The organism is Shewanella eurypsychrophilus (genome assembly GCF_007004545.3).
Taxonomy (GTDB): domain Bacteria; phylum Pseudomonadota; class Gammaproteobacteria; order Enterobacterales; family Shewanellaceae; genus Shewanella; species Shewanella eurypsychrophilus.
Genome location: NZ_CP045503.2, coordinates 1,146,604 through 1,162,599, shown reverse-complemented (window position 1 = coordinate 1,162,599; position 15,996 = coordinate 1,146,604). Strand labels below are relative to the sequence as shown.

Here is a 15,996-nt window from a genome sequence, read left to right as displayed (position 1 = left end):
AAACGACTTAAGATGCATATCCGATATTTATTGGCACTAAGCCTACTTCCCCATTTAGTCCTGGCTGAAGAACCCGCCTCAGAGCTAGATTCCAGCACCCAGTGTGTCGTGGAGCCCCCTGTTCCAAGAATGCCTGCAACTCATGCAGATGCAACAGCTTTCGAACTTCAGGAGATACGAATTTTATCTGAGCGCTCTGAAGCTCAAATGGGCAAAAAAGCAAAATTTATAGGCAACGTATCGTTCAGCCAAGGTGGGCGCAATATTGCAGCCGATGAGGCGATCTTAGATCAAGAAAACGAACGTTTAGATGCAAATGGCAACTTGGTCTTTCAAGATCAAATGTTCACCATTACCGCAGATTCTCTCGTTGCTCAAATGCGAAACAACAGTGCCATTTTATCTGGCGCTCAGTATTGGCTTCATGGTCAGCAAATACATGGCGATGCAGAAAAGCTTGAGATAACACCCGATAATAACTTGCATCTCACTAAGACCAACTTTACGACTTGTCCTCCAGGGGATAACTCTTGGTTACTTGAAGCAGAAAAGATAAAAATTGATAGCTCTGAGGAATGGGGAGAGTTATGGAATGCCAAATTGAAAGTTGGCGATGTGCCAATTTTTTACATTCCTTATATGACCATTCCAATATCAGATAAACGCAAGTCTGGCTTTTTATTCCCAATGTTTAGTACTAGCACTACCAATGGTGTTGAAGTCGCTACACCTTATTACTGGAATATAGCCCCTGAGTATGACCTGACATTTACACCACACTATATGTCGGCTCGAGGTCTATTCCTCAAAACAGATTTCAGGTATTTAGCTGGCGAGTCTCAACACGGCAAGTTAAACGTTGAGTATTTAGCCAATGATAATATGTTGGAAAATAGCCCAGACCGTTATCTTTACCACTGGGAACATCAAGGCGCGATCAATGAAAACTGGCGAGTACTTGCCAATTTCACTGATGTTTCTGATAACAACTATTTCAACGACATGAATTCTGAAGTACGAGCTGCCACGGATAATCAACTGTCCCGAATAGGCGAAGTCAGCTACTTCGAAAAAAACTGGGACTTTAGTGCTAGAGTTCAAGATATTAAAGTACTTGGGGAAGATGAGACTCCATACCAAGTTATGCCACAACTTAACTTCAATTACCGTACTCCTTCACTTTGGAACGGTCTAGATTTTGACTTGATGAGTGAACTGAGTAATTTCAAACATCAAGAAAACGAGTTCACCACAGCAACACGTCTTCATATTGAGCCCAGTATCTCTTATCCAATACATGGACCTGCGGGATCATTAACCAGTGAAGTTAAGTTACTGCAAACCTATTACTGGCAAGACACTCCAGATACAGCTCAAAATAAAGATTTAGATAATCAGGTAAGCCGGACATTACCGCAAGTTCGAATTCATGGGCAGATAAACTTTGAACGCTTTACTGATTATTTTAATGAAAATTATCGTCAGACATTGGAGCCGCAGTTTCAATACTTATATGTAGGCTATGAAGATCAAGACAATATCGGTATTTATGATACAGCCCTGCTTCAGGAAGATTATTTTGGTCTATTTAGAGAAAGGCGTTTCTCTGGACTAGATAGAATAGCCGATGCTAACCAGATGACGTTAGGCCTAACGACACGTTTATTTGATGAGCATAATGTCGAAAGGTTTCAGTTTAGTTTAGGACAGATCTTCTATTTCAATGATAGCAAAGTGGGGATTAGCGAAGCTGGGATACCATCTCAAACCTTCACCCAAGAAAACACGTCTAACTCTGTATTAGCCGCAGAATTGAATACTCAGCTCTATAAAGATTGGTTTATGAGTGGCTCAATTCAGTATGATACTAAGCAAAGTGAGAACAAAAAAAGCGAAGTGACCTTAGATTTCCGTCCCGGAGCGAATAAATTACTCCAGTTTAGCTATCGTTATGTACCCGATCTTGTGAATACCAACACCAATGAATCGGTGAATATTTCACAAGCAGGTATGCGCGGAGCTTGGCCTGTAAGCGATAACCTATACCTAGTTGGAAACTGGTATTATGACCTTAATGAGAGCCGCAGTGTAGAAACCTATGCAGGTTTTCAATATGAATCATGTTGCTGGGCCCTACGTTTGAGTTATCATTACCGCATCAAGACAAATTATGAAGACGATTTTAATCCGACATTGGACAATCGAGAGCTATTTGAAAGCGGCGTTTATCTGAACTTCGTAATCAAAGGACTCGGTGGCTCTGGCCCACTAGGTGTTTCAGATATGCTCAATGACGGACTGTTTAACTATAGAAAACCTCTCTACCTTAAAAACTAGTTAAGCAAAATAAATAACTTTGTGATGAACCATGAGAAAGACTTATAGTCCAATCATGAAATAGATTTTCCAGACAGTCATTAAATATGCTGTAGCTGATAATAATATGCCAAGGATTTTTGTGGATGAAACCCTGTAAACATTTAATTTTTGCTTTTCTGGCCTTGGCCGTGAGCCACACTGTACAAGCTAAAAATGAGTCATTAGATCGTGTCTCAGTTCAGATTAATGAAGGTATTGTGCTCGAAAGCGAGATCACCAATATGGTGAAAACCGTTAAGACTAATGCTATCGCAGCAGATCAATCTCTGCCTTCAGACAAGGCATTAAGAACTCAAGTCATTGAACGCTTAATCATGACTCGTTTACAGATGCAGATGGCTGATAGAATTGGTTTGCACATCGGCGATCTTCAACTCGATCAAACAATCGGAAATATTGCCAAAGAACAGAGTGTCACTGTCGATCAAATGAGACAGAACATCACTGATGAAGGAATGAGCTGGTCACAATATCGTGAGCAACTTCGCGAAGAGATCACCTTAGGTGAGATACAGCGAATTCAAGTTCAGCGACGTATTCAAGTTTCACCTCAAGAGATTAACAACCTTGTCAGTCTAATCGAAGAGCAAGGTCTCAAACAGATAGAGTTTCAAATTGGCCATATCTTAATTGAGATCCCGAATAACCCAACAAGCGAACAGCTAGAAAAATCAAGCGTACGTGCAAATACAGTATTAAAACGTATCAATGACGGTTCAGATTTTCGCCGTACAGCCATCGCAGCTTCCGCAGGGCCAAAAGCCCTCGAAGGTGGTATATGGGACTATATGAACATCAACGAGATGCCAACTCTTTTTGCTGAAGTACTATCTGATGCTAAAACTGATGATGTGATAGGGCCTATCAGAAGCGGTGCAGGTTTCCACATCATTAAAGTCATTGACGCACGTGGACTTCAAACTAAAGAAGTCGATGAAGTTCGCTCACGTCATATTCTGGTCAAGCCATCACCCATTCTCTCTGAAGAGAGAGCAAAAGCGATGCTAGACAAGTTTGTTAAACAAATTCGTGCTGGTGAAGCTGATTTCGCAGCACTTGCCCGTCAGTACTCAGAAGATCCAGGCTCGGGAACCAAAGGTGGTGAACTAGGTTGGGCAGATCCATCTATGTATGTTCCGGCATTTACACAGACATTAAATGACCTAGAAATAAACGAAATAAGCGAACCCTTTCGTTCAAGTCATGGCTGGCATATTGTACAGTTAGAAGAGCGTCGTAAAACGGATGCTACTGACCAATTTAATACTAATAAAGCACATCAGCTCATTTTCCGTCGTAAGTTTAACGAAGAACTACAAAACTGGTTAGATGAGATGAGAGCAGAAGCTTATATCGAAATTTTCGAAGCTGATTTCAATAGAGGTTAATCATATTGACAACTAAACGCATTGCTATTACCCCAGGAGAACCTGCCGGTATTGGTCCAGATTTAGTTATTCAACTAGCTCAGCAGGCATGGCCTGCTGAGCTAGTTGTTTGTGCAGATCCTGATTTATTGATATCAAGGGCTAAGAAGCTTGGGTTACCACTTCAGTTGAGACCCTATCAGCCCTCTCAAGCACCTAGAGCACAAGAAGTCGGCTCTCTAACCATTGCACCTTTTCCACTTGTAACAGAAAGTACTTGTGGCAAGCTAAATGAACAAAACAGTGCTTACGTCATAGAGACGCTACGTTATGCTGGCGAAAAGAATATGAATGGCGAGTTTGATGCCGTTGTGACAGGACCTGTCCACAAAGGCATCATTAATCAGTCTGGTATCCCTTTTAGCGGTCATACTGAATTTTTTGCTAACCAAGCCAACTGTCAAGATGTCGTTATGATGCTATCAGCGCCTGGACTGCACGTTGCATTGGTGACAACACATATTCCATTAGCTTATGTTGCTAAGGCAATCACGCGTAATCGTCTGCATCAGATTGTGAAAATATTGCACACTGACCTAGTGAATAAGTTCGGCATTGAACAACCTAAAATATATGTATGTGGCCTAAACCCCCATGCAGGTGAAGATGGTCATTTAGGTCGAGAAGAGCTAGATACAATCATTCCCGCACTTGATGAACTACGTGAACAGGGAATAAGCATTGTAGGCCCTCTTCCTGCAGATACCATCTTTCAACCTAAGTATCTCGATGATGCTGATGTGGTACTCGCTATGTATCATGATCAAGGCTTACCGGTTTTAAAATCTCAAGGCTTTGGAAGTTCAGTAAACATCACCTTAGGATTACCCTACATTCGTACCTCAGTTGACCATGGCACAGCTTTAGAGCTTGCTGGAACTGGGTCTGCAGACATTGGAAGTTTCGTCTGCGCACTAAATAAAGCCATAGACTTGGCCGCAAAAGCTGGATAATTAAATACCAAATGAGTAATAAAGTACATTTAGGCCATACCGCCAGAAAACGTTTCGGACAAAACTTCCTGACAGATCATAATGTCATTAATCGTATCGTCGGTGCTATTGCACCAGATAATGAACATGTGATGGTCGAGATTGGCCCAGGCCTTGGTGCGCTTACCGAGCCAGTGGCTAGTGGCGTGGATAAACTGAAAGTGGTTGAACTCGATAAAGATCTGGTTCAGCGACTAAAAGAACATCCAATCCTTAAGGATAAACTTGAAATTTATCAAGGTGACGCACTAAAGTTCGACTTTAATCAACTTATTGAAGAAGGCAAAGAACTTAAGGTGTTTGGTAACTTGCCTTATAACATCTCAACACCCTTGATGTTCCATTTGTTCGAGTTTGCAGAACAGATAAAGAATATGCATTTTATGTTGCAAAAAGAAGTAGTTTTACGCCTTTCTGCAAGCCCAGGGACAAAAGCTTATGGGCGCCTAACAGTGATGGCTCAGTACCATTGTCAAGTTATGCCTGTCCTTGAAGTACCACCAGGCTGCTTTACTCCAGCACCTAAAGTTGACTCTGCAGTCGTTCGATTAGTGCCATATAAGAAAAAGCCATGGCCATGTAAAGATGTTGATTTTCTAAGACATCTAACAACGACAGCATTTAATATGCGCCGTAAAACACTGCGTAATAATTTGAAGCATATCATTTCTGATGAAGAGTTCGAGACACTCAAAATCGACTCATCTTTGCGCCCTGAGCAAATTTCAGTGGAGCAATATGTCGCCATGGCGAACTTAGTTCTTGATAAAAAAGCCATCGATAAGCAATAATTCAAAATTTCGTTGCTTTTGCTTGCTCAAAAAAAGCATCAATACTGAAATGGAGGGCTTGCCCTCCATTTTTTATGAAAAAGGGGAGTTATGTCTGAGCTTGAGTCATCAATTAAAGTGGATGTAAAAACTGAATATATTGAGGAACAATCATCGCCTACAGAGGAAAGGTACCTTTTCCGATATACCATCACCATCATAAATTTAGGCAAGCAAGCCGTCACTCTCAAGAGTCGTCATTGGTGTATTACCGACTCAAATGATCATACAAGCGAAGTTCAAGGCGAAGGCGTGGTCGGAGAGACACCGACAATTGAACCCGATACAGCCTTTCAATACACTAGCGGCACTGTTCTAGAAACGCCTCTAGGGGTCATGCAAGGTACCTATACAATGATGACTGACGACGGTAGACAATTCAATGCCATCATCCCCCCTTTCAGATTAGCTGTTCCAGGTTTACTTCATTAATATTAGGGCTTGATACTAGATGGCAAATTACTTTGTTGGGGATATTCAAGGCTGTTTCGATGAACTGCAACTACTGCTTGCCAAAGTAGAATTCAATCCTTCAAAAGATATTCTTTGGGCTGTAGGTGACCTAGTTGCCAGAGGAAGCGGTTCACTACCCACTTTACGCTACTTTAAACAACTCGATGGTTCGGCAAGAGTCGTATTGGGTAATCATGATCTTCATTTGCTCGCGGTAGCAGCAAAAATTAAACGAGCAAACCCTAAAGATCAACTAGATGCACTATTAGCGTCATCCGATTTAAACTCGCTCATTGGTTGGTTAAGAATACAGCCATTATTTCAAGAATTGCCAGAGCGAAATATCATCATGAGCCATGCAGGTATCCCTCCTCAATGGGATTTAGCAAGGTTAAGGTCCGAGGCCAAGAAGGTTAGTGATGCGCTTATCTCTCCCGATTATATTCAAGCATTAATTTCAAAAATGTATGGTTCAGACGTTAATAGCTGGGATCCCAAAGCAGATCCGTTACAGCAAAAAATTTATTGTATTAATGCACTCACACGTATGCGCTTTCTACACAGTGATGGCAAGTTAGAATTTGACTCTAAGCTGTCACCATCTGCTTATAAGGACTCAACGCTTACCCCTTGGTTTAAGTTCGACGGCATCATCAATCAAACTCATACTTTAGTTTTCGGCCATTGGGCTGCCATTATGGGTGAAGTAGGCATGCAAGATATGCATGCTCTCGATACCGGCTGTTGCTGGGGGGAATATTTAACGTTATGGCATTTGGAGTCAAATCAAAAAATTACCCAAAATAAGTTAAAAAAGAGTTAAACTAGTTGTCAAGTTGGCCGATAAAAAATGTGCGTCACCCCGCTTTCAGCCAACTCTTGAACTTATAAGACCTTTTAAATTAGGGTTAGTTAGCTGTTCGGCACAGAATATCTCTACTCAGATCGCACGGACCAAGTTCACTTGTTTGATGTGTTAAAATCAAGATCTGGCGCAGACTATTCGAGCAGAAAATAGCTGAGTTGCTACTGAAAAATATAATAATAATCGGAGTACCCTATGAAAATGAATGTCGCCACCCGAGTCATTGGCGGGTTTAGCATTGTCACCTTACTTCTGATAGGAATGGGTGCAGCCTCTTTATTCACCAACAGTAAGTTAAAAACCAGTACTCAGGTATTACAAAACCTGAGTATCCCGGCTCTAGAAACAACGGGCCACCTACTTCAAAGGATTGCTCAACAGGAAAAACAGATCCTTGTCGCTTACCATTCGAAAAGCTCTCAGACGCTACCTGGGATGGAAAGTCAATTTACCAATCTAGATCAAGAGTTTAGTGAAGAGCTAAATCAATTATCAAGAATCGTTGGTGAACAAGATCAAGCAGATTTCTCTCAATCTATTGCTAACCTTAAACGCAGTTATGATAGCTTCGTCTCAAGTGGCCAAAAGGTCATTAAGACTCGCGAAAATTCGCTACTCACACAAGAAAGGTTAATGGTTAAGCTAGAAGATTTAGAAATGGCTGCAGACGATACAGCATCATTTCTTCTCGACCTTATCGATCTGGAGATGAGCGAAGATCCCACCGAGCAAGAAATAGCAGCAACAGCTGGTAATATAGACAACAGCTTTAGCGGGATCGTCAGCACAAGTTATGACTTGGTCAATAGCAGGACTATTCAGCAACAAGAAACCATTAGTAAAGAGCTGGGGTTTATCGTCAGTGAAGCGAGAAATAAACTTGAATTTGTCAGTCGTCACTGGGAAGGTGTCATCGATGATAGTTTACTAAACGACATCAATACTGAAGCTAACAAAGTATTCAGCATGTTAGAGGGTAGTAGCTCGATTCAATTAATGAAAAACCGTCAACTAAACTTCGAATCTGCTACGACTGTGATGCTAGGTCAATTAGATAAAGATGCTCAGCAAGTTAACCTCAGTATGAAGGACCTAACGGATCAAGTTGAATCTGTGTCTAAAGCTGTCAGCGATAGCGCCATCAATGATATTGATTCTGCTAGCTTAAACACTTACATTCTTATCATTTTTGCTATCGCGGTGGCAATTGCGATTAGCATTGCAGTGATCACTCCGCTCAAACGTGCACTTGATAAAGTGAACAATGCACTTAATATTCTAGCCTCTGGCGACTTGACTCATAAACTTGACGATTCAGGTCATGATGAGTTTGCCGAGTTATCAAAAAACTGTAACAGACTAGTGGATAGCTTGAGAGAGCTAATTCAGGGCATCTTAGATCGCTCTAATCAACTGGCTGCCGCCGCTGAAGAAACATCGGCCATTACCGCTCAAACAACAGCGGGGATCCAAGAACAAAAAAGCCAAGTTGATCAGGTCGCAACCGCAACGACTCAGCTTAGCTCCAGTGCAGAGCAAGTTACAAGCAGTGCAGATGATGCCCTTATCCAAATCAAGCAAGCTGATGATGAAGCTCAGCATATGCGCACCATTGCTGATGAAAATAAGCAAACAATCTTAGCATTGGCCGATGATGTCGCTAAAGCAGGAACTGTGATTAATAAGCTGCATTCCGACAGCGCTGCTATCGGCTCGATTCTTGATGTGATCAGAGGCATTGCTGAACAAACTAATTTGCTTGCACTTAATGCCGCAATTGAAGCAGCACGAGCTGGTGAACAAGGTCGAGGCTTCGCTGTTGTAGCTGATGAAGTCCGTAGCCTAGCTTCACGTACTCAGGACTCAACTCAAGAGATCCAGCAGATGATTGAGGTGCTTCAACAAGGTGCTAAAGAAGCTGTCGCGGTTATGGAACTGGGTCGTAACCAAGCCAATACTTGTGTAGAGAAAACCGAGCAGGCTAATATTGCATTAGAAAGTATTAGTGAAGCAGTACATAAAGCTCATGACTCAGGTACTCATATTGCTCATGCAGCACAAGAGCAGAACCTAGTCAGTCAGCAAGTTTCAGAAAAACTTGAACATATTGCAGCAATCTCAGAAGAAACATCTACGGGTGCAGAACAGACTGCCCAATCGAGTCACCAAGTGGCTCAGCTTGCGGAAGAGTTACAGGCATCAGTAAAAGAGTTTAGAGTTTAATAGCAATAGATGTAATCTCTATCAAACATCTAGTCCTCAGCTAGATTGAGTGTAACTACTTAAGCCAGTTAGCGTTCCTAACTGGCTTTTTTATGCCTATACGATAAGTAATTATTAGCATGAATTTCAGATACAAAAATGCCGGATATCAATCCGGCATTTTAAAATGAACTAATACTAACTTAACCGCCAGCAACTCTATCTTTAATTGCTGCAGTGATAGCGTTATCGCTATGGCCATTGCCCTCGGCCCAAGCAACAATCGTATTACCATCAGCTTCTGCAGCTGATAGGTCTGAGACAGAAAGTCGTTTGGCAATGAAAGTACCCACTTTATCTGAGCCACTCTTCATTGCAGTACGCAATAAGCTGTCTCCGCTACAACTTACCCCAGAGTAAATATTACGGAGCTTAACGCGGTTTTCCTTTAGCTTCTTACGCAGGCGATTTTTATCATTTGTTTGAACGTAATTACATATATTCGCAGCAAGCTGATCTGAATTCGCTTGTACAGGCACAGAGAATGCCGATGCCGCGATAATTGCAGCAATTGCCGTAGGTAACAGACGCATCTGATACTCCTTTCTTATTATTTATTTTTATACTGTAGAGCCGAAGTGATTAATCACACGCTCCACCCTGAAACATAACAACTGTTATAATTTAACATTTTTTCACCAAGTTGATAAAGCTATATTGCAATCCTTTATCATTTATTGCTTTTTCACGGCCAATACATTCCCAAGAACCATCATCCCACTCAGGAAAGTGAGTATCTCCCTCTACATCTAAATCGATTTCAGTGAGGTAAAGAGTATCGGCAACCTTAAGTGTTGATGCATATAGCTGCCCACCGCCAATCACAACGAGCTCTTGGCACTCTCCCGCCGCCTCGATCGCAGCATCAAATGAGTTAACACAGGTCACTCCAGCGATCGCTAGGTTTACTTGCCTGCTAATCACAATGTTATGCCTTCCAGGCAAAGCTCGACCAATAGATTCAAAGGTTTTTCGCCCCATCACAATAGGCTTACCTAAGGTCATTGCCTTGAAGTGTTTAAGGTCTTCTGGAAGGTGCCAAGGCATCTGATTATCTTTACCTATGACACGGTTATTAGCCATTGCGGCAATCAAGGCGATTTTCATTCATCTCTCCGGATTCTTGTTATTTGAAATGAGTTTAGATCACCGGTCGGGTTCTAAAATAAAGTAAGCTTGGCATAGCTAACCCTACCGACAAAGCGCCTAAAATAAAGACTGTTTTTAAGCCATTACTAATGACTTGATATGTCAATTCAGGGCTAATCTCTGATTGCGCGGTTAACTGCACTAATGCAATCACGGTATTAAATGCATATGTGCCAGGGATCATAGGAATGATCGCCGCGACTGCGTACATGAGTGGAGGAGCCAGGTGACGCTTAGCGAAGCCGATTGTAATAAGCCCTACCAGAGCAGCAGCGATAAATGTAGCCCACTCTATAGGTAGCCCTATATGAAGCAATAGCGTCCTACTACTGTGGCCTAGAGCCCCTGCGAGAGCGCAATATGGTAGAAACCTTCTGGGTACGTTAAATACCATAGCAAAACCAACAGCTGGGATTGCAGAAAAAATAGCATCATTTAATAGCGAAAATAATAATGTCATAATTTCACCCATTACAGAAACAACCCACCCACTTGCATCGCAATAGTAATGCCTATCACAGATGAAACAGTTAACAAAGTGGCGTGACCCCACCTCGATATCCCCACGTTAAGGTGGCCTTTGACCATATCTGAAATTGCATTAATCATCGGAAATCCCGGCACTAACATCAAAACACTGGCAGCCATCGGCAATTTAGGTGTTTCAGTAATAGGAATGTGATAGCCAAGCTGGGCAATTAAAGTGGTAATAAAAGCCGTTATGGCAAAGTTTATGAGTAGATTAAAGTGATGTTTGGCAATGGATAGTCTTACAAACATGCCTGTTGAAGAGGCTAAAAATGTAAGAACAGAAGCTGAAAAATCACCACCAAAAAGATGACAAAAGCTAGCACATGATAGGCCAATCATAGGCACTAAATAACGTTTAGGATAGGTCTTCGGTTCTATACGAGATACACGCTTTCTGACTTCATTCAGACCGTATAAGCCTTTCTCTGTAAGTAAGCATATACGCTGTAACTCACAAATAATGGTCATGTTAATGCCATGCTCGCGAGTTCGACGTGTTGTCGTAATACAGCGGCCATGAACCAAGCTAGTTAATACGAGGGAATTTGAAGAGATAGATATTTCGACACTGGCAAGGCCAAGTGCATAGCCTAAGCGCTGACTGATCTCTTCAACAAGTTCAGATTCAGCGCCATAGGCAAGCAGGAGTTGGGCAACTCGAACGACTTGGCGAGTTATGTCATTTTGAGTGTCTGCGTACACATCAATCCCGATGAATAAAAACTCAAATGCTTTTTCCCAACTTAACTAAATAGAATAATCTATCTTTGATAAATCACTTTGACATCATAGTCATCATCATCAAAGTCATCATCGTCTAAATCATCTGCAGAGCTATCATAAGCTTCATTCAGAGAGTCACTATCTTGATGATAATTGTCCCACTTAAATTCTACTTCTTCATCTTTGTCTACTGCTTCTTCTTCAGGAAGTGCATCGATGAAATCGATAAGCTTGAGGCATATCGCTTCTGTACCAACACGGTTATAAGCTGAGATGGTATAGACTTCGCCTTCCCACTCAAGCTCTTTAACTATGTGATCAACTCGAGCTTTAACCTCCTCTTCTAACAGAAGATCTGTCTTGTTGATCACCAGCCATCTAGGCTTTCCAGCTAGTTTAGGTGAGTGTTTCTCTAGCTCACCAACAATCGCACGAGCAGACTCAACCGGATCACTGCCATCAATCGGTTCAATATCGATTAGATGAAGTAAGACGCGACATCTTTCTAAATGCTTTAAGAAGCGAACACCTAGACCAGCACCGTCAGCAGCACCTTCAATCAGACCAGGAATATCGGCAATAACAAAACTTTGACCATGTCTAGGGTTAACTACACCTAAGTTTGGCACTAATGTTGTAAAGGGATAATCGGCGACTTTTGGCTTGGCACGAGACACAGAGCGAATGAAGGTAGACTTACCCGCATTTGGCATGCCTAAGAGACCAACATCTGCAAGTAACATTAGCTCTAACTTCAGAAAGCGAACTTCACCTGGCGTCCCTAAGGTTTTCTGTCTTGGGGCACGGTTGGTGCTGCTCTTAAAGCGAGTATTACCTAGACCATGGAAACCACCTTTAGCCACAAGCATTCTCTGCCCGTGTGTGGTCAAATCACCGAGTGATTCATGGGTTTCTTCATCAATAGCTCGAGTACCTACAGGTACTTTAAGAATTAAGTCCTCGCCACCATGGCCAGTACAATCTCTTCCTCGACCATTTTTACCGCGCTCTGCACGATGAAAACGTTCGAATTGAAAATCAATTAGGGTGTTAAAGCTTTCGTCAGCTTGCAGATATACACTGCCACCATCACCACCATCGCCGCCATCTGGGCCACCATCGGGTACATATTTTTCGCGTCTGAAACTAACGCAACCACTACCACCATCACCAGCTTCTACTCTGATCACAGCTTCATCGACAAACTTCATATCCACTCCTGGCACCACAGATTAAACGAATTATACTTCTTTCCGCTTTCTATCGCCAAAAAAACAATTTATTTAATTATTAAAACAACAAAGCCCCACCAAAGGCGGGGCTTTAATAAGCAATCTTAGCCTGGGCTAAAATTAGCCTTCGATACTAATGAACTTACGGTTCTTAGGACCTTTAACTTCGAACTTAACTTTTCCGTCAGTCAAAGCGAATAGAGTATGGTCGCGACCAATACCTACGTTTACACCAGCGTGGAATTTAGTACCACGTTGACGAACGATAATGTTACCAGCAAGAACTGATTCACCACCGAAACGCTTTACACCAAGACGTTTACTTTCTGAATCGCGGCCGTTACGAGTAGAACCGCCAGCTTTTTTATGTGCCATGAGTTAGACTCCTAATTAAGCGTTGATAGCTGTAATTTTAACTTCGGTAAACCACTGACGGTGGCCCATTTTTTTGTCGTGATGCTTACGACGACGGAATTTCACGATAGTAACTTTATCGTGACGGCCGTGACTGATAACTTCAGCAACAACCTTTCCACCTTCGACTAAAGGTGCACCAACATGTACAGTCTCACCATCAGCAACCAAAAGAACTTGGTCAAACTCAACAGTATCGCCTGTAGCGACTTCTAATTTTTCTAAACGTAATGTATGGCCTTCAGCAACACGGTGCTGCTTACCACCACTTTGAAAAACAGCGTACATAGCTATTTTACTCCGGTATTCTAGCACGCCGGCTCATTATTCTGAGGCAGGGGTGCTATAAAAGCTTTAATGACAATGGTCGCGGAGTTTACGCTAAGAACTCTAAGCTGACAAGCCCTAATTGATAAAGAATAAAAAAACATCGGAATTACTCGCACAATTACTGTCAAGTGCTGTCTTGCAGCGCTTTTTTAGGTAGAATCCCTTTATTATAACATTAAGACTTAACTTTTGGGTTGAGACATTCAGCCCCACAGACCAGAGCCTATTTATGGATTTAACCACCATTCGTCAGTTAGCTGATAATGACATGCAAGACGTCAACAAACTGATTTATACCCAACTTGAATCTGATGTAGCCCTGATCAACCAGTTAGGCTTCTATATCATCAATGGCGGCGGTAAGCGCATGCGCCCTCTTCTATCTATATTAGCTGCTAGGGCAATAGACTATCAGGGAGAGGCTCACCTTAAACTGGCAGCCATTATTGAATTCATTCATACCGCGTCGCTACTCCATGATGACGTTGTTGATGAATCCATGCTTCGTAGAGGCAGAGAAACGGCGAACGCATTATTCGGTAACAGTGCCAGTGTATTAGTCGGCGACTTTCTCTATACCCGCTCATTCCAAATGATGACCGAGCTCGACAGCATGAAAGTGTTAAAGATGCTTGCAGATGCGACGAACGTACTGGCTGAAGGTGAAGTGTTGCAGTTAATGAACTGTAACGACCCTGATACCACAGAAGAGAGCTACATGCGGGTCATCTATTGTAAAACAGCTAAGTTATTTGAAGCTGCGACTCGTCTCGCTGGTGTCCTTGCTGACAGCCCGATAGAAATTCAGACCGCTCTCGCTGATTATGGTAAATATTTGGGCACCGCATTCCAATTAACCGATGACTTACTGGACTATACTGCCGATACAGAAGAACTAGGTAAAAACATCGGTGATGATCTAGCAGAAGGAAAACCAACACTTCCTTTGATATACGCAATAGCCAACGGCACAGAAGCTGAGCAAGGGCTCATCCGTAACGCTATTGAGCAAGGTGACGGCACTCAGAACATCGAAGAGATACTTCAGGCCCTGAACAGCTGTGGTGCATTAGAATACACCTTCAATCGTGCTCAGCAAGAGTCTGATAAAGCCATTAGTGCACTGGCATGCATTCCTGATAGTGAATATAAGCAAGCTTTAATCTCATTAGCAAAAATTGCTGTAGAGAGAAGCCACTAAGAGCGGATAACTTTAATCGCTAAACCACTTAAAACCTTAAAAATAAAAAGGAGCCTAATGGCTCCTTTTTATTTGGTTGAGGCTTGTTAGTAACAATAATTACTTAACAAATTCAACGCCTAGCTTAATATCAGCTTTTAGTGTATCTAGCATAGCATCACGGGCATTAGCTTCGAACTCACTCACGTCACCGTAAGCCAGTACTTTCTCTACGCCGTTCTTACCCAATAGCACTGGCTGGGCAAAGAATGCTGCATGCTCACTGCCACCATCAACATAAGCACATTCAACAACGTTTTCTTCACCTTGAAGGCCACGTACTAAAGATAGGCCGAAACGACATGCCGCTTGACCCATAGAAAGTGTTGCACTGCCGCCACCGGCTTTAGCTTCAACCACTTCTGTACCCGCATTCTGAATGCGAGTCGTCATAGCTGCCACTTCTTCATCGGTAAAGCTAACGCCTTCAACCTGAGAAAGTAATGGAAGAATCGTCACACCACTGTGTCCGCCGATAACGTTCAGCTTAACATCAGCAACGTTTAACCCTTTCGCTTCAGCAATAAAGGTTTCAGAACGGATAACGTCCAGTGTAGTCACACCAAATAAACGGTTCTTATCATAAACACCGGCAGCCTTTAATACTTCAGCAGCGATAGCAACGGTTGTATTGACTGGGTTTGTAATAATTCCGATTAATGCTTTTGGACATGTTGCAGCACACTTTTCAACTAGGTTTCTTACGATACCAGCGTTGATGTTGAATAGATCAGAGCGATCCATCCCTGGCTTACGTGCTACACCAGCAGAAATAAGAACCACATCAGCACCTTCAAGTGCGGCAGATGGATCTTGACCAGCAAAACCTTTAACTTCTACAGCTGTAGGGATATGACTTAGATCAACAGCAACACCAGGTGTTACGGGAGCAATATCATAAAGGGACAGTTTTGAACCAGCTGGCAATTGTGTTTTTAGTAATAGGGCAAGAGCCTGGCCAATACCACCAGCGGCACCAAGTACAGCAACTTTCATAGTTATCTCCGTCAATTCTTGGATATATGTGATATAGATCTATCTTTCTAGATGGCGCAACATTACTGGATTAATGAATAAATTTCAATTATCCCTTAGTCTCGATTAGATTTAATTTCTGATCTGTATCATAAAATCGTCTAATCGCTCCCTAGAAAAAGCAACAAACCGCC

Annotated in this window: 16 protein-coding genes; 8 read left to right on the top strand and 8 right to left on the bottom strand. The window is 42.3% G+C overall.

Translation table 11 applies throughout. The features are described from left to right. Nucleotides 1-12 precede the first annotated feature (12 nt). The 7 genes from lptD to FM038_RS04790 all read left to right on the top strand — a co-directional run bounded on the left by lptD (nt 13) and on the right by FM038_RS04790 (nt 9,169). Complete coding sequence (gene lptD, locus FM038_RS04820; protein WP_142872206.1) at nt 13-2,337, top strand: LPS assembly protein LptD; 2,325 nt, start codon at nt 13-15, stop codon at nt 2,335-2,337. A 125-nt stretch (nt 2,338-2,462) separates the two neighbouring features. After that, nucleotides 2,463-3,767, top strand: coding sequence for a peptidylprolyl isomerase SurA (surA, locus tag FM038_RS04815; RefSeq protein ID WP_142872205.1), 1,305 nt, complete (start codon nt 2,463-2,465; stop codon nt 3,765-3,767). A 5-nt stretch (nt 3,768-3,772) separates the two neighbouring features. Further along, nucleotides 3,773-4,759, top strand: a complete 987-nt coding sequence (gene pdxA / locus FM038_RS04810) for a 4-hydroxythreonine-4-phosphate dehydrogenase PdxA (protein ID WP_142872204.1) — start codon at nt 3,773-3,775, stop codon at nt 4,757-4,759. An 11-nt stretch (nt 4,760-4,770) separates the two neighbouring features. Continuing rightward, a complete protein-coding gene (gene rsmA / locus FM038_RS04805) occupies nt 4,771-5,589 on the top strand; it encodes a 16S rRNA (adenine(1518)-N(6)/adenine(1519)-N(6))-dimethyltransferase RsmA (protein ID WP_142872203.1) in 819 nt (272 codons plus the stop codon). Between the two features lie 90 nt (nt 5,590-5,679). Continuing rightward, nucleotides 5,680-6,060: a Co2+/Mg2+ efflux protein ApaG gene (apaG, locus tag FM038_RS04800; protein ID WP_142872202.1), complete on the top strand. Its 381-nt coding sequence runs from the start codon at nt 5,680-5,682 to the stop codon at nt 6,058-6,060. A gap of 19 nt (nt 6,061-6,079) precedes the next feature. Beyond that, nucleotides 6,080-6,904 (top strand): symmetrical bis(5'-nucleosyl)-tetraphosphatase, encoded by an 825-nt coding sequence (locus FM038_RS04795; protein ID WP_142872201.1) that lies wholly within the window; start codon nt 6,080-6,082, stop codon nt 6,902-6,904. Between the two features lie 237 nt (nt 6,905-7,141). Continuing rightward, the gene (locus tag FM038_RS04790; protein WP_142872200.1) at nt 7,142-9,169 is read left to right on the top strand and encodes a methyl-accepting chemotaxis protein; all 2,028 of its coding nucleotides are present in this window, start codon (nt 7,142-7,144) and stop codon (nt 9,167-9,169) included. Nucleotides 9,170-9,351: 182 nt separating this feature from the next. On the opposite strand, the gene FM038_RS04785 is transcribed toward FM038_RS04790, so the two are convergent. The 7 genes from FM038_RS04785 to rplU form a co-directional block, all read right to left on the bottom strand. Next, entirely contained in the window at nt 9,352-9,741 is a 390-nt protein-coding gene (locus tag FM038_RS04785) for a DUF3718 domain-containing protein (protein ID WP_142872199.1), read from the bottom strand. 91 nt (nt 9,742-9,832) lie between these two features. Next, nucleotides 9,833-10,315 carry a type 3 dihydrofolate reductase gene (folA, locus tag FM038_RS04780; RefSeq protein WP_142872198.1) on the bottom strand — a complete coding sequence of 161 codons (483 nt, stop codon included), beginning with the start codon at nt 10,313-10,315 and terminating at the stop codon, nt 9,833-9,835. 34 nt (nt 10,316-10,349) lie between these two features. Beyond that, entirely contained in the window at nt 10,350-10,820 is a 471-nt protein-coding gene (locus tag FM038_RS04775) for a threonine/serine exporter family protein (protein ID WP_142872932.1), read from the bottom strand. An 8-nt stretch (nt 10,821-10,828) separates the two neighbouring features. Beyond that, on the bottom strand, nt 10,829-11,590 hold the full coding sequence (locus FM038_RS04770; RefSeq protein WP_142872197.1) for a threonine/serine exporter family protein: 762 nt from the start codon (nt 11,588-11,590) through the stop codon (nt 10,829-10,831). 59 nt (nt 11,591-11,649) lie between these two features. Then, complete coding sequence (gene cgtA / locus FM038_RS04765; RefSeq protein WP_142872196.1) at nt 11,650-12,822, bottom strand: Obg family GTPase CgtA; 1,173 nt, start codon at nt 12,820-12,822, stop codon at nt 11,650-11,652. Between the two features lie 141 nt (nt 12,823-12,963). After that, on the bottom strand, nt 12,964-13,218 hold the full coding sequence (gene rpmA / locus FM038_RS04760) for a 50S ribosomal protein L27 (protein WP_012141302.1): 255 nt from the start codon (nt 13,216-13,218) through the stop codon (nt 12,964-12,966). A gap of 15 nt (nt 13,219-13,233) precedes the next feature. Continuing rightward, nucleotides 13,234-13,545 (bottom strand): 50S ribosomal protein L21, encoded by a 312-nt coding sequence (gene rplU, locus FM038_RS04755; protein WP_077752967.1) that lies wholly within the window; start codon nt 13,543-13,545, stop codon nt 13,234-13,236. Nucleotides 13,546-13,816: 271 nt separating this feature from the next. On the opposite strand from rplU, the gene ispB reads away from it, so the two are divergent. Continuing rightward, a complete protein-coding gene (gene ispB / locus FM038_RS04750; RefSeq protein ID WP_142872195.1) occupies nt 13,817-14,788 on the top strand; it encodes an octaprenyl diphosphate synthase in 972 nt (323 codons plus the stop codon). A 99-nt stretch (nt 14,789-14,887) separates the two neighbouring features. On the opposite strand, the gene mdh is transcribed toward ispB, so the two are convergent. Next, nucleotides 14,888-15,823: a malate dehydrogenase gene (mdh, locus tag FM038_RS04745; protein WP_142872194.1), complete on the bottom strand. Its 936-nt coding sequence runs from the start codon at nt 15,821-15,823 to the stop codon at nt 14,888-14,890. Nucleotides 15,824-15,996: the final 173 nt, after the last annotated feature.